Source organism: Pseudomonas fluorescens group sp. PF-1 (assembly GCF_054481335.1).
The window spans coordinates 217,221-231,460 of the sequence record NZ_JBTMNG010000001.1 but is presented as its reverse complement, the minus strand read 5'-3'; the positions used below and the strand labels follow the sequence as shown (position 1 = coordinate 231,460).

Here is a 14,240-nt window from a genome sequence, read left to right as displayed (position 1 = left end):
AAGCGACCACGCCGCACTCAGTTGCGCACAGACCAATTCCAATAAAATCTGCCCCTGCCCGCTCTCGTCGAGAACGGACGTTGGCACGCGTATGCCTGATCACAGCGTCAAGACTACCGACAGAGACCTTGCGCATGCCACTCGCTTTGCTGGCCCTCGCTGTTGCCGCGTTCGGCATCGGCACCACCGAATTCGTCATCATGGGGCTGTTGCCCGACGTCGCCCGCGATCTGGCCGTGAGCATTCCTCATGCCGGATTGCTGATCACCGGCTATGCACTGGGCGTAGTGTTCGGTGCGCCAATCCTCGCCGTCGGCACGGCGAACATGCCGCGCAAGGCCACGCTGCTGGGCATGACGCTGATGTTCATTCTGGGCAACATGCTTTGCGCGCTGGCGCCGAACTACGCCACGCTGATGGCCGCGCGAGTGATTACGGCGCTCTGTCACGGTGCATTCTTCGGCATCGGCTCAGTGGTGGCCGCCGGACTGGTGGCGCCGAACAAACGGGCCCAGGCGATTGCCATGATGTTCACCGGCCTGACCCTGGCCAACGTGCTCGGCGTGCCACTGGGCACGGCGCTCGGTCAATATGCCGGCTGGCGATCGACCTTCTGGGCGGTGTCGGTGATCGGCGTGATCGCCGCGATTGCTCAGTGGGTGTGGCTGCCAAAGAACATCGCCATGGACAAAGCCAACCTGGCCAGCGAATTCAAGGTATTGGGCAAAACCAACGTGCTGCTGGCGCTGGGCATGAGCGTGTTGGCATCGACCAGTCTGTTCAGCGTGTTCACCTACATTGCGCCGATCCTGCAGGACATCACCGGCGTCAGCCCCCACGGCGTGACCATCATGCTGCTGTTGTTCGGCGTAGGATTGACCGCCGGCAGCATGCTCGGCGGGCGCCTGGCCGACAGCCGCCTGCTGCCGTCACTGGTCGGCATGGCGCTGGCCGTGGTGGTGGTATTGGCTGCATTCAGCCAGACCAGCCACTCGGTGATCCCGGCCGCCATCACGCTGGTGCTGTGGGGAATCTTTGCCTTCGCCCTGTGCCCGATCCTGCAATTGCTGATCATCGACCAGGCCCATGAGGCACCAAACCTGGGCTCGACCCTGAATCAGAGCGCATTCAATCTCGGCAACGCAGCGGGCGCCTGGATCGGCGGCCTGGTGGTGGCCAGCGGTGCCGACCTGGCCGACCTGCCCTGGACGGGCGCGCTGGTCAGCGGCTTGACCGTACTGACAGCGCTGTATTTCATCTATCTGCAACGGCGCGATACCGCCGCCGTCAACGTAACCGGCTAAACCAACGCCTTGCGGGGCTGATCACTTTTCGAGCTCATGCGGATCGGACTTCCGGTCTCGGTCCGCCGCTTCCTTTGGTGCATCACCTTCGCTACGAATTTGCGCATGACTGATCAGCGCGAAGATGAAGCTGCCACCGATGATATTCCCCGCCAGCGTCGGCCCGGCGAACACCAGCCAGAAATCCTTCCACGGCAATTCACCAGCGAACACCAGGTAGGAAACCTCGGCCGAACCGACCACGATGTGGGTGAAATCCCCCAGCGCCATGAGGTAGGTGATGAGGATGATGATCCACATCTTGGCGCTCTCCATGGATGGAATCATCCAGACCATGGTGGCGATCATCCAGCCGGAGACGATGCCCTTGGCGAACATCTGGCCGGCATCGTTCTCCATGACCTTGCGCCCGATGTCGAGAAAGGCCAAATCGGTTTTGCTGTCGAAGATCGGCAGCTTCAGCATGACGTAGGCCACCAGCAAGGTGCCGCACAGATTGCCGACCAGCACCACCGTCCACAGCCTGAGCAAGCGACCGAAGTTGGCCAGCGTGGGCTTGCTCATGATCGGCAATACGGCGGTCAGGGTGTTTTCCGTGAACAACTGTTGACGGGCGAGGATCACCGCGAGAAAACCCGCGCAGTAACCGAAACTGGCAATCACCTTGAAGCCTTCACCCTCTGGCAGCCGGGAATTGAGCAAGCCCATACCCATCAGGGAAAGGCCCATGGTCAGGCCGGCGGCCAGCGCCGACCACCACAGCGCGGCGATGCTGCGCTCAAGCTCCTGATCGCCCTGGGTGCGGATGATTTCGTGCAGCACCGCCGCGCGCGGTGGCTGGTTTTTTTCGACCTCGTGCTGTTCTTTCGCCGAGAGGTCGGGGGTCTTGCCGTCTGTTGGCGTGATCATGACATGGTCACCGTGGGGGGCTTTTAGCTACGACCCCCGTGGCTCACGGCTGTTCAGTAGGCGGGTAAATCTTCGGTGACGGCACAACCGCTTTCGCGAGCAAGCTCGCGCCCACAGGTGCAACACGCGCCTTGTGGGAGCGAGCCCGCTCGCGATGAAGCCAACGCCGATGTCACTTCGTAACCAATTCATCTTCCTTGAACTGGTCTTTGACGTACTTGATCTCGGTGCGGCCGTGGGGCGCCGGCAGACCGTCTTCACCGAGGTTCACAAACACCATTTTTTCAACGGTGAGGATGCTTTTGCGGGTGATCTTGTTGCGCACTTCACAGGTCAGGGTAATCGAGGTGCGACCGAATTCGGTGGCGGTGATGCCCAGTTCAATGATGTCGCCCTGGCGCGAGGCGCTGACGAAGTTGATTTCTGAAATGTACTTGGTGACGACGCGCTGGTTGCCCAACTGGACGATGGCGTAAATCGCCGCCTCTTCGTCGATCCAGCGCAACAGGCTACCGCCGAACAGGGTGCCATTGGGGTTGAGGTCTTCTGGTTTAACCCATTTGCGGGTGTGGAAATTCATATTCACTCCTGAGCGTCTTGCCGAATGATGGGCGCTATCTTGGCAGACCCCGGGCTAGAGCTCTATTAACCATCGACTATGGTCTCGATTACCGTTCGGACATTGACCAACAGAAAGACTTTGGAAGATCAGCATAGCCCGCTATAATCGCCCCCGTTTCAAAACGGTAACCTCAACCTGGTACCGTTTTCCCGCCACCTGTCCGAGGGGCGCTGCAGCAGGTTCAACCTGTCAGGCTCGGATGGGGCGTTGCTTGGCTGTCATCGGCCAGACACTAAACGCACAACGGCGCCCATTCGCATACATTACGAATGGAGGCTCTTCATGAGCGCTGTTATCACGCCTGCAGATTTTACCGATTACAAAGTGGCCGACATGTCCCTGGCAGCCTGGGGCCGTCGCGAAACCATCATCGCCGAATCCGAAATGCCAGCCCTGATGGGTCTGCGCCGCAAGTACTCCGAAGAGCAACCGCTCAAGGGCGCGAAGATCCTCGGCTGCATCCACATGACCATTCAGACTGCCGTGCTGATCGAAACCCTGGTTGCCCTGGGTGCCGAAGTACGCTGGTCGTCCTGCAACATTTTCTCGACTCAAGACCAGGCCGCTGCGTCCATCGCCGCTGCCGGCATTCCGGTTTTCGCCTGGAAAGGCGAAACCGAAGAAGAGTACGAGTGGTGCCTGGAGCAAACCATCCTCAAGGATGGCGCGCCTTGGGATGCCAACATGATCCTCGACGACGGCGGCGACCTGACCGAGCTGCTGCACAAGAAATACCCGCAGGTTCTGGATCGCGTCCACGGCGTGACCGAAGAAACCACCACCGGCGTACACCGCCTGCTGGACATGCTGGCCAAGGGCGAGCTGAAAATCCCGGCCATCAACGTCAACGACTCGGTCACCAAGAGCAAGAACGACAACAAGTACGGCTGCCGTCACAGCCTGAACGATGCGATCAAGCGCGGTACCGACCACCTGCTGTCCGGCAAGCAAGCGCTGGTCATCGGTTACGGTGACGTGGGCAAGGGCTCGGCTCAGTCCCTGCGTCAGGAAGGCATGATCGTTAAAGTATCCGAAGTCGACCCGATCTGCGCCATGCAAGCCTGCATGGACGGTTTCGAAGTGGTTTCGCCGTTCATCGACGGGATCAACAACGGCACCGAAGCCAGCATCGACAAGGCACTGCTGGGCAAGATCGACCTGATCGTGACCACCACCGGCAACGTTAATGTTTGCGACTCGAACATGCTCAAAGCCCTGAAGAAGCGCGCTGTTGTCTGCAACATCGGCCACTTCGACAACGAAATCGACACCGCTTTCATGCGCAAGAACTGGGCATGGGAAGAAGTGAAGCCACAGGTACACAAGATCCACCGTACCGGTGCCGGCAGCTTCGATCCGCAGAACGATGACTACCTGATCCTGCTGGCCGAAGGCCGTCTGGTTAACCTGGGCAACGCCACTGGCCACCCAAGCCGCATCATGGACGGCTCGTTCGCCAACCAGGTTCTGGCTCAGATCTTCCTGTTCGGTCAAAAGTACGCCGACCTGTCGCCAGCCCAGAAAGCCGAGCGCCTGACCGTTGAAGTACTGCCGAAGAAACTCGACGAAGAAGTGGCCCTGGAAATGGTCCGTGGCTTCGGCGGCGTGGTGACTCAACTGACCAAGACCCAGGCCGACTACATCGGCGTGACCGTCGAAGGTCCGTTCAAGCCACACGCTTATCGCTACTGACAGCAGCTGCAAGTGGCAAGCTTCAAGCGGCAAGTAAAAGCGGTTCGTTTACTTGAGGTTTGAGGCTTGTTGCTCGCTTCTTCATCGCTATTACGCAGCCGTTAGTTGCGGGTTTCAACGACGAGAGTCGGCGCTACGCCCTCTTGTAGCTTGCAACTTGCAACTTGCAGCTGGAGGCCCCCTCCATGTCCCAAGACCGTCGCTACAGCTTCGAGTTCTTCCCTACGAAGACCGACGCTGGGCATGAAAAGCTGCTCGCCACTGCCCGCCAGTTGGCAACCTATAACCCCGATTTCTTCTCCTGCACCTACGGCGCTGGCGGTTCGACCCGTGATCGCACCCTCAACACCGTGCTGCAGCTCGAAAGCGAAGTCAAAGTACCTGCCGCGCCGCACCTGTCTTGCGTGGGCGACAGCAAGGATGACTTGCGCGGCCTGTTGAGCCAGTACAAGGCTGCCGGCATCAAACGTATCGTTGCCCTGCGTGGTGACCTGCCTTCGGGCATGGGCATGGCCAGCGGCGAATTGCGCCATGCCAATGACCTGGTTGAATTCATTCGTGAAGAGACCGGTGATCACTTCCACATCGAAGTGGCCGCTTACCCGGAGATGCACCCGCAAGCGCGCAATTTCGAAGACGATATCGCCAACTTCGTCCGCAAGGCCAAAGCCGGCGCCGACAGCGCAATCACCCAGTACTTCTTCAACGCCGACAGCTACTTCTATTTTGTCGAGCGTGTACGGGCACTGGGCGTGAACATCCCGATCGTGCCGGGGATCATGCCGATCACCAACTACAGCAAACTCGCACGCTTCTCCGACGCCTGCGGTGCGGAAATTCCGCGCTGGATCCGCAAGCAACTGGAAGCCTACGGCGATGACACCCAGAGCATTCAACGCTTTGGTGAGCAAGTCATCACCGAGATGTGCGAACGCCTGCTGCAAGGTGGTGCGCCAGGGCTGCACTTCTACACACTGAATCAGGCCGAAGCGAGCCTGGCGGTGTGGAACAATCTGAAGTTGCCGCGCTAAAAGCGATCAAAGCAAGACCAAAAGATCGCCGCCCGCAAAGGCGCCTGCATGGAAACCGACGTTTCTGCAGGCACCTTCGCAGGCGGCGATTTTTTGCTTTTCACAGCACATTTGTTGATGCGCAACACATGGAGATAGAGCTTCTGGACCCAGTTTCTGGCTCTTTCCCGTTTCTCGTCGTAATCTCAAACCTATGCCTTTGATCACACAGTTATTCGCCGTGCTTGTTTTCACTTGCCTGAGCTTTGCCGCCCGGGGCGAGAAATTGCGCATTGTCACGGAACCCTGGGCTCCTTACGTCTATGAGGAGAACGGTAAATCCCTGGGGCTGGACTACGAAACCACGGCAATCGTCTTCAAGCGCCTGGGTATCGAAGTCGAGTGGCAATTCCTGCCGTGGAAACGCTGCCTGTCGATGCTTGAAACCGGCCAGGCCGATGGCGCGCTGGACATTTTCCACAGCGATGAACGCGACGCGACCCTGCTCTACCCCAGCGAACCGCTCTCCGAAGTGCAGTTCGTGATGTTCTACGCCAACGAACGACCGCACCCCTTTCGCACGCTCGACGAACTGCGCGGCCTGACCATCGGCACCTCACCGGGCTACCTGTACAGCCAGGACTTCAGGGAATCGACACTGTTCACCCGTGAACCGGCGCCGAGTCATGAAGCCAACTTCGGCAAACTGGTGCGCGGGCGCATCGACCTGCTGATCACCGATCGCCGGGTCGGCCAGCACCTGCTCGACGAACTGCACATCCGCGACCAAATCACCGAAAACCCGACCGTCATCAGCCAGCAGAGCCAATTCCTGGCAGTGCGACGCAATGCTGGCATGGACTTGCTGGTGCAACGCTTCGGCGCTGAACTCAAGCGCTTCAAGCGTGAGCCGGCCTACGCAGAGCTAAGCGCCCGATACGGTGCCGACCCGGCCACCGTGGTGAACCCGCCGGGCCCCACCGCCACTACGGTAAAAACCGTTGAGCAGCAGGAAAGCGGCGCGCAGTGATTGCTCTGTTATACTCCGGCCTTCCCGCCAGGCTCACGCCCGGACGCTCGGAATCGTTCAAGGCATCTCGACCCCGCTACAGCGCAGCTTTGCGGCCCGCGCGAGCGCTCCTGACGAGCTTTCGAAACCCAGTAGGACCGGACGGGATTGCGTTCCTCTTAAACGCCATTCGCGCCAGGCAAGACTCCCATTGGGCCAAGCCCTAACTAAAACAGGATTACTCATGTCCTTTGCTTCCCTCGGTCTCTCCGAGGCTTTAGTCCGCGCCATCGAGGCAGCGGGCTATACCGAGCCTACTCCGGTGCAACAGCGGGCCATTCCCGCCGTGTTGCAAGGTCGCGACCTGATGGTCGCGGCACAGACAGGTACGGGTAAAACCGGCGGTTTCGCCCTTCCGATCCTGGAGCGGTTGTTCCCCAACGGTCATCCGGACAAATCCCAGCGTCATGGCCCGCGTCAACCGCGCGTACTGGTCCTGACCCCTACTCGCGAGCTCGCCGCGCAAGTGCACGAAAGTTTCAAGGTCTACGCACGTGACCTGAAATTCGTCAGCGCCTGCATCTTCGGCGGCGTCGGCATGAACCCGCAGGTTCAGGCCATGTCCCGCGGTGTAGACGTACTGGTGGCCTGCCCCGGCCGCCTGCTCGACCTCGCCGGCCAAGGCAGCGTCGATCTGTCCCACGTGGAAATCCTCGTGCTGGACGAAGCCGACCGCATGCTCGACATGGGCTTCGTCCACGACGTGAAAAAGGTCCTGGCCCGCCTGCCGGCCAAGCGGCAGAACCTGCTGTTCTCGGCAACCTTCTCCAAGGACATCACCGACCTCGCCGGCAAGTTGCTGCATAACCCGGAACGCATCGAAGTCACGCCGCCGAACACCACGGTCGAGCGCATCGAGCAACGCGTGTTCCGCCTGCCGGCCAATCACAAACGTTCCCTGCTGGCGCACCTGATTACCGCCGGTGCCTGGGAACAAGTGCTGGTGTTCACCCGCACCAAGCACGGTGCCAACCGTCTGGCCGAGTACCTGGACAAACACGGCCTGAGCGCCGTCGCGATCCACGGCAACAAGAGCCAGAACGCCCGCACCAAAGCCCTGGCCGACTTCAAGGCCGGTGACGTACGCATCCTGGTCGCCACCGACATCGCCGCCCGCGGCCTGGACATCGACCAATTGCCACACGTGGTCAACTTCGAACTGCCGAACGTCGACGAAGACTACGTGCACCGTATCGGCCGGACTGGCCGTGCCGGTCGTTCGGGTGAAGCGATCTCGCTGGTGGCACCGGACGAAGAGAAGCTGCTCAAAAGCATCGAACGCATGACCAAGCAGAAAATCGCCGACGGCGATCTGATGGGCTTCGATTCGAGCGCCGTGGAAGCCGAGAAGCCTGAAGTTCGCGAGCGTCCGGATGTGCGTAACCCGCGCAATCCACGTGGCCCGCGCGGCGATGGCCCGAACGGCGGCGGTGGCGGCCGCAAGGACAAGGGCAAGGACAAAGGCAAGGAAAAACCAGCGGCCTCCGGTCGCGGCGAGCGCCCGGCCCGCGAGCAAAAGCCACGCGAAGGCACGCCGGCCCGCGAACAGCGTCAGCCAAGCCAGCCGCCACGTGCCGCTGCTGATCGTGCCCCGGACGAGTTCCTGGACGACGATATCGATAACTTCGGTAACCGCGTCGACTACGTGCCACAGCAGAAGCCGGCCCAGGGCCGTGGCCGCCGTCCGGGTGCTCCGGCACAAGGCACGGCAGCCGGTTCGGGCGCACCACGTGGCGGCAAGCCACAAGGTCGCCAGAACGGTCCGCGCAGCAGCGATGGCGCCAGCACCGGCACGCCACCGGCCAAACGCAGCGGCCCACGCAATGGTGCACCTCGTGACGGCCAGGCCCGTCGCGAAGACTCGCGCAACCGCCGTCCGGCCCGCGACGACCAGCCTCGTTCGGAGCCGGCCGTGCAGAACCCGCGTGGCCCGGCGCCGAAGATCATGCACAAGGAGTCGAAGGCTGATCGCTTCCCGACACCTGAGCAACTGGATCAACTGCCAAGCCGTCCTCGCGGAGAAAAACCGGCATTGCTGACCCGCAATCGCTGATTTATCGCCGAAATAAAAATGCCCCGACTCGAAAGAGCCGGGGCAATTTTTATGGGACAAAAACAATCCCTGTGGAAGCGGGCTTGCCCGCGATGGTCGTGAACGATAACGCGTTAAACCAGATGCCCAGCGGCGCCTATAGGTTTTTCGCGAGCAGGCTCGCTCCCACAATGGATGTGTGCCCGGCAATAAAAAACGCCCGTGCTCTGAAAAGCAGCGGGCGTTTTTTGTGTCAGGGGCGAAAAATTATTTCGCTTTCACACCTTCAAAGGTGACGTACAGCTCAACGGCGTCGGACTGTGGACCCAGGTCCATCATCTTGCCGAAATCAGTACGTTTGATGCTGGTAGTGCCTTCGAAGCCGGCACGGTAGCCGCCCCATGGATCCTTGCCTTCACCCAGGAAAGTGGCCTTGACCACGACTGGCTTGGTCACGCCAGCAATCGTCAGGTCGCCGGTCACGTCAGCAGTGGCTTTACCGTCGGCATTTTTGCCGGTGGATTTAACGCTGGTGGACTTGAACGTAGCCTTGGGGAAATCAGCCACTTTCAGGAAGTCTTTGCTGGAGATGTGCTTGTCGCGCTCAGCGTTGTTGGTGAAGACGCTGGCGGTGTTCACGTTGAACTCGATCTTGCTGTCTTCAGGCTTGGCAGCGTCAAAGCTGAACGTACCGTCGATGTCCTTGAAAGTACCGGTGATGTAGCTGTAACCCAAGTGGCTGATCTTGAAGTCAACGAAGGCGTGCTGGCCTTGTTTATCGACAACGTAGTCAGCGGCCATGACGTTGGCGGACAGCAGGGCGGAACCGATGGCCAGAGCGGCGAGAGTCTTTTTCAACATGCTTGGTTTTCCTTGGGAGTCGAGGTTGAATTTCAGGCTTTGCGACCCAGCATTCGCTTGAGGGTCACATCACGATCGATAAAGTGGTGTTTCAAAGCTGCCAACGCATGGAGGCCGGAAAAAATGACCAGCGCCCATGCCAGGTAGAGGTGAATCGCACCGGCGTTATCTGCCTGGTCCGGAAGTCCGGAAACCAGTGCAGGCACTTCAAACCAGTCAAACACCGGAATCCCGACACCTTCTGCGGTGGAAATCAGGTAACCGGCAATCATCACGGCAAACAAACAGAGATACAGAAAGACATGGCCCAACTTGGCGCCCAGACGCGTCATGGGGCTGTAGCTGGTCAACGTCGGCGGTGGCGGGCTGATGAAACGCCACAACACACGCAACACCATGAACGCCAGCAGTATCAGCCCGATGCTCTTGTGGATGTCCGGCCCGGCTTTACGCCAGGGGTCGTAGTAACCCAGATCGACCATCCACAGACCCAGGGCGAACAAACCGAACACCGCCAGCGCTACCCCCCAGTGCAGGAAGATGCTGACCCAGCCATAGCGAGAAGTGGAGTTACGTAGCTGCATTGCCTAGATCCCTGTAAGTGCTGGCCCAAGACTATCGAGTTATCTATCGAATTAAAGCGGAAAATTTTGCTTTGAAATATCGAGAAATACGATCAAGAGTGTGAAATCGCTGAGTTAAGAAAAGATTAAAGGCCAAATTGTCAGTAAAAGTGAATACAAATCTGAGAACACCTGTACTGAACGATTTATTCGATTTCTGCTTACGGTTTTTCCTCAAGCAAAGCACGGGGCCCTGGGGCCCAATGCCGATCAGTTAGACGAAAGCGCGTTATCGTTAATGACTGTCGCGAGCAAGCTCGCGCTTGCGGTGGCTCGCATTCTCTTGACTGATCGGCGTGAACCTGTGGAGAGGAGTGATCACTCCCGCTGGATAGCACGGCTTACCCGTTTCCCTAATTGTGGTAGACCTGACGTATCTCTAGGCATACAGGATCGTAAGGGTTCATCTGACATTTGAAGTCCGATTCATAACCATGTCCTTTGGGAAAAAAATGGCCGTTTGCACAGCCAGAAAGGGCCATCAATAAAACGGTCAGTGCGAGTGCTTTCATGGGACCTCCAGGTTTTGAAGATCCTGGGGTTCAAGAGCAGCCGCCATCTATCATTTCGCTCTGATTCGATTGTGGGACGCATCTGACACATCGTTGAGGCGTGTAGGGCCGCGTAGTTGAAAGCGGAATTTATGGCAAAAAAAAGCGCGACCCATGGGCCGCGCTTTTTTTACACCTGAAGGTTACTGAGCCTTCGCCTCCGTTGCCGGAGCCGGGGTGGCTGCCGGTTTGGCCGCTGGCTTCTTAGCCGGTTCGGCTTTCTTGACCGGTGCCTTGGCCGGGGCTTTTTTCGCCTCGGTCTTGGCTGCCGGTTTCTTCGCCGGAGCTTTCTTGGCCGGCTCGGCTTTCACCGGTGTTGCAGGCTTCGCTGCTTCGACCGGGGCTGGCGCAGCGGCCGGCGCTGGTGCAGGAGCAGGAGCCGGCGCTGGTGGCGCGACAGGCTCAGGGGCCTTGACCGGTGCCGGTTTCTTCTCGTCATCCGAGCCACCAAACAGATTGGTGAAGAAGTTGCCCTTCTTCGCCGCCACCGCGCCAGCACCTGCTGCCGCAGCCGCCACCGGAAGCACTTTCTCCGGCTCAAACGATTTGCCCGCCGCCAGGTCTTCTACCTGACTGGCCGCACGCTGACCGGTGCGCAATGCGCCTTCCAGGGTGCCGGGGTACAAGGTGTCGGTGTGTTCGCCGGCAAAGGCTACGCGCTGGACCGGACGTTCCCACAGGCGCCAGAACTTGCTGATCTGGCCGGGACCGAACGCCAGGTAAGCGCCGCCCATCGATGGGTCGGTGCTGTAGCGACGGATTTCATAACCGGTAAACGCACCACGGGCCTGCGGATAAAACGCATGCAGGCGAATCAGCACCTGATCGACCATTTGCTTGTCGCCGAACGCCTGCATCACCCGGGCGTTGTCGCCGGACAGGTTGATCACCACGTTGGCACCGCCCTTCAACGCCGGCTCGACCCACAGCATGCCCAGACCGGTGTTGCTGTAGATCTCGCCGGACATGCGCGCCTTGCTTTCCCACACAGGCGTCTTGAACTTGAGCATGATCTGGTCGCGCCAACCGTAGTTAGTGCCTTTGATCGCCGCCTGATGCTGGGCGTCCAGCGCCGGGGTCATCTGAATCTTGTTCAGGGCGCGCAACGGCACGGCCAGCACGACGTAGTCAGCTTGATAGCCGACACTGCCGACCTTGACGGTGACGCTGTCCTTTTCCTGGGTGATGGCCGAGACCGGGGAGTTGGTCTTGATGATTTTCAGCTGCTTGACCAAGGCCTGGGCCAGCACCGGGCTGCCCCCGACCAGACGCGAAGCGCGCAGGTCACGGTCCGACACGCCACGATAAACACGGCTCTGCTGCGCGTAGTACAGCAGCGACAGGCGCGAAGGTTCGTCGTAGCGAGTACGAATTTGCTGGTTGATCAACTGACGCGCGGTGGCCGGCAGGTTTTGCTTGTCGAGCCAGCTGGACACGTTGATCTGATCCAGGGCGTGCAACGTGTTGGTGGCGGCCGGGTTCTGCGGGTCGTCGATCGAACGCGCCAGGTCGTCCACGGTCTTTTCGTAGCGCTTGAGTGCGTCGGCGGTGGCCGGCTCCTTGATCGCCAGGTCGGCAGCGCTGTAATACACGCCGTCGATCAGATAGCCCGGGGTACGCACAAACTCAGGCGCTGGTGTGGTGCTCAGCTTGAAGGTCGAGACGTACTTGTTCAAAACCGGCTGGGTCTTGTCGTTGCCGATCCACTCGCTGGTGGCCATGCCGGAGCGACCGCCCAGGCTCGGTTTGGCTTCCAGCAGCGTGACCTGCCAGCCCTTGTTCTGCAGTTCGTAAGCCGCCGTGAGGCCCGAAACCCCACCGCCGATCACGATCGCGGTTTTATCCTTGGCCAGCGCAGACACGCTGAACAGCCCCAACATCACCAGCGCACAGGCGCGCAGCCAACCGACAGACATTCAGCGAACTCCGGAAATACACGAAAAAATAGCGGTTTTTGCGAGCCAGTCGGCTCAAGAACCGCGAAGGATACGTCAGCCGCCAGACGCCTGCCAGCAGCGTCTGATCGCCCTATACAAAGTAGCTCAATCGACACAATGGGTTGTCCCCACGCGATCCATTGCATAGGCTTGCGCGATTGTAGGTCCGCGCTTGTCACGGACCGCCTCCAGGAGAGTGAAAATGGGCCTGAATAAACAGTGGATGGAACGCGATCTCGCGGTGTTGTGGCATCCCTGCACCCAGATGAAAGATCACGAACAACTGCCACTGATCCCGATCAAGCGCGGCGAAGGCGTCTGGCTGGAAGACTTCGAAGGCAAACGCTACCTCGATGCCGTCAGCTCCTGGTGGGTCAATGTGTTCGGCCATGCCAACCCGCGCATCAACCAGCGCATCAAGGATCAGGTCGATCAACTCGAACACGTGATCCTCGCCGGTTTCAGCCATCAGCCCGTGATCGAGCTGTCCGAGCGCCTGGTGAAGATGACGCCGGAAGGCCTGACGCGATGCTTCTACGCCGATAACGGGTCGTCCTGCATCGAAGTGGCGCTGAAGATGAGCTTTCATTACTGGCTCAACCGCGGTCAGCCGAACAAGAAGCGCTTCGTGACCCTGACCAACAGCTACCACGGCGAAACCATGGCGGCGATGTCGGTGGGCGACGTGCCGCTGTTCACCGAAACGTACAAAGCCCTGCTGCTCGACACCATCAAGGTGCCAAGCCCGGATTGCTACCTGCGCCCCGAAGGCATGAGCTGGGAAGAACACTCGCGCACCATGTTCGCCGCCATGGAACAGACCCTGGCCGAGAACCACGACACGGTCGCGGCAGTGATTGTCGAGCCGCTGATCCAGGGTGCCGGCGGCATGCGCATGTACCACCCGGTGTACCTCAAGCTGCTGCGCGAAGCTTGCGACCGCTATGGCGTACACCTGATCCATGACGAAATCGCCGTCGGCTTCGGCCGCACCGGCACCATGTTCGCCTGCGAACAGGCCGGCATCCGTCCGGATTTCCTCTGCCTGTCCAAGGCCCTGACCGGTGGTTATCTGCCGCTGGCCGCCTGCCTGACCACCGAAGACGTCTATAGCGCCTTCTACGACGACTACCCTACCCTTCGCGCCTTCCTGCACTCACACAGCTACACCGGCAACCCGCTGGCCTGTGCGGCGGCGCTGGCAACGCTGGATATCTTCGAAGAAGACAACGTCATCGAGAACAACAAGGCCCTGGCGCGGCGCATGGCCTCCTCCACCGCGCACCTGGTGGATCACCCTAACGTCAGCGAAGTGCGCCAGACCGGCATGGTCCTGGCCATCGAAATGGTCAAGGACAAGGCCAGCAAAGAGGCCTATCCGTGGCAGGAGCGCCGTGGCCTGAAGGTGTTCCAGCATGCGCTGGAGCGCGGTGCTTTACTTCGACCTCTGGGCAGCGTGGTGTATTTCCTGCCGCCGTATGTGATCACGCCGGAGCAGATCGACTTTCTGGCCGAAGTGGCCAGCGAAGGCATCGACATCGCGACTCGCGACAGCGTCAGTGTTTCGGTGCCGAAGGACTTCCATCCGGGGTTCCGTGATCCGGGCTGACCGTCACTGCACGACCCTGTG

12 protein-coding genes and 1 riboswitch are annotated in these 14,240 nt (G+C 59.9%); of the genes, 6 read left to right on the top strand and 6 right to left on the bottom strand.

What is annotated here, in order from left to right; genetic code table 11:
- Window positions 1-134 precede the first annotated feature (134 nt).
- A complete protein-coding gene (locus ACX3YD_RS01130) occupies window positions 135-1,304 on the top strand; it encodes an MFS transporter (RefSeq protein ID WP_458959100.1) in 1,170 nt (389 codons plus the stop codon).
- Window positions 1,305-1,325: 21 nt separating this feature from the next.
- Here ACX3YD_RS01130 and ACX3YD_RS01125 read toward each other — a convergent pair whose 3' ends face one another.
- Entirely contained in the window at window positions 1,326-2,213 is an 888-nt protein-coding gene (locus ACX3YD_RS01125; protein ID WP_458959099.1) for a formate/nitrite transporter family protein, read from the bottom strand.
- 172 nt (window positions 2,214-2,385) lie between these two features.
- Entirely contained in the window at window positions 2,386-2,793 is a 408-nt protein-coding gene (locus tag ACX3YD_RS01120; protein ID WP_003229043.1) for an acyl-CoA thioesterase, read from the bottom strand.
- Window positions 2,794-2,991: 198 nt separating this feature from the next.
- A riboswitch (S-adenosyl-L-homocysteine riboswitch) is annotated at window positions 2,992-3,094 on the top strand.
- 23 nt (window positions 3,095-3,117) lie between these two features.
- On the opposite strand from ACX3YD_RS01120, the gene ahcY reads away from it, so the two are divergent.
- From ahcY to ACX3YD_RS01100, 4 genes are all read left to right on the top strand, one after another.
- On the top strand, window positions 3,118-4,527 hold the full coding sequence (gene ahcY / locus ACX3YD_RS01115; protein ID WP_047534438.1) for an adenosylhomocysteinase: 1,410 nt from the start codon (window positions 3,118-3,120) through the stop codon (window positions 4,525-4,527).
- A 185-nt stretch (window positions 4,528-4,712) separates the two neighbouring features.
- The gene (metF, locus tag ACX3YD_RS01110; protein WP_047534440.1) at window positions 4,713-5,558 is read left to right on the top strand and encodes a methylenetetrahydrofolate reductase [NAD(P)H]; all 846 of its coding nucleotides are present in this window, start codon (window positions 4,713-4,715) and stop codon (window positions 5,556-5,558) included.
- A gap of 193 nt (window positions 5,559-5,751) precedes the next feature.
- Window positions 5,752-6,567 (top strand): substrate-binding periplasmic protein, encoded by an 816-nt coding sequence (locus ACX3YD_RS01105; RefSeq protein ID WP_458959098.1) that lies wholly within the window; start codon window positions 5,752-5,754, stop codon window positions 6,565-6,567.
- A gap of 223 nt (window positions 6,568-6,790) precedes the next feature.
- A complete protein-coding gene (locus tag ACX3YD_RS01100; RefSeq protein WP_103402772.1) occupies window positions 6,791-8,659 on the top strand; it encodes a DEAD/DEAH box helicase in 1,869 nt (622 codons plus the stop codon).
- Window positions 8,660-8,905: 246 nt separating this feature from the next.
- On the opposite strand, the gene ACX3YD_RS01095 is transcribed toward ACX3YD_RS01100, so the two are convergent.
- From ACX3YD_RS01095 to ACX3YD_RS01080, 4 genes are all read right to left on the bottom strand, one after another.
- Window positions 8,906-9,499: a YceI family protein gene (locus tag ACX3YD_RS01095; RefSeq protein ID WP_458959097.1), complete on the bottom strand. Its 594-nt coding sequence runs from the start codon at window positions 9,497-9,499 to the stop codon at window positions 8,906-8,908.
- Window positions 9,500-9,531: 32 nt separating this feature from the next.
- Entirely contained in the window at window positions 9,532-10,083 is a 552-nt protein-coding gene (locus ACX3YD_RS01090; protein ID WP_458959096.1) for a cytochrome b, read from the bottom strand.
- Between the two features lie 392 nt (window positions 10,084-10,475).
- Window positions 10,476-10,634 carry a hypothetical protein gene (locus ACX3YD_RS01085; RefSeq protein WP_458959095.1) on the bottom strand — a complete coding sequence of 53 codons (159 nt, stop codon included), beginning with the start codon at window positions 10,632-10,634 and terminating at the stop codon, window positions 10,476-10,478.
- A 182-nt stretch (window positions 10,635-10,816) separates the two neighbouring features.
- Window positions 10,817-12,589, bottom strand: coding sequence for a flavin monoamine oxidase family protein (locus tag ACX3YD_RS01080; protein WP_458959094.1), 1,773 nt, complete (start codon window positions 12,587-12,589; stop codon window positions 10,817-10,819).
- A gap of 223 nt (window positions 12,590-12,812) precedes the next feature.
- Between ACX3YD_RS01080 and ACX3YD_RS01075 the strand changes: the two genes are divergently transcribed.
- On the top strand, window positions 12,813-14,219 hold the full coding sequence (locus ACX3YD_RS01075; RefSeq protein ID WP_090466615.1) for an adenosylmethionine--8-amino-7-oxononanoate transaminase: 1,407 nt from the start codon (window positions 12,813-12,815) through the stop codon (window positions 14,217-14,219).
- Window positions 14,220-14,240 lie beyond the last annotated feature (21 nt).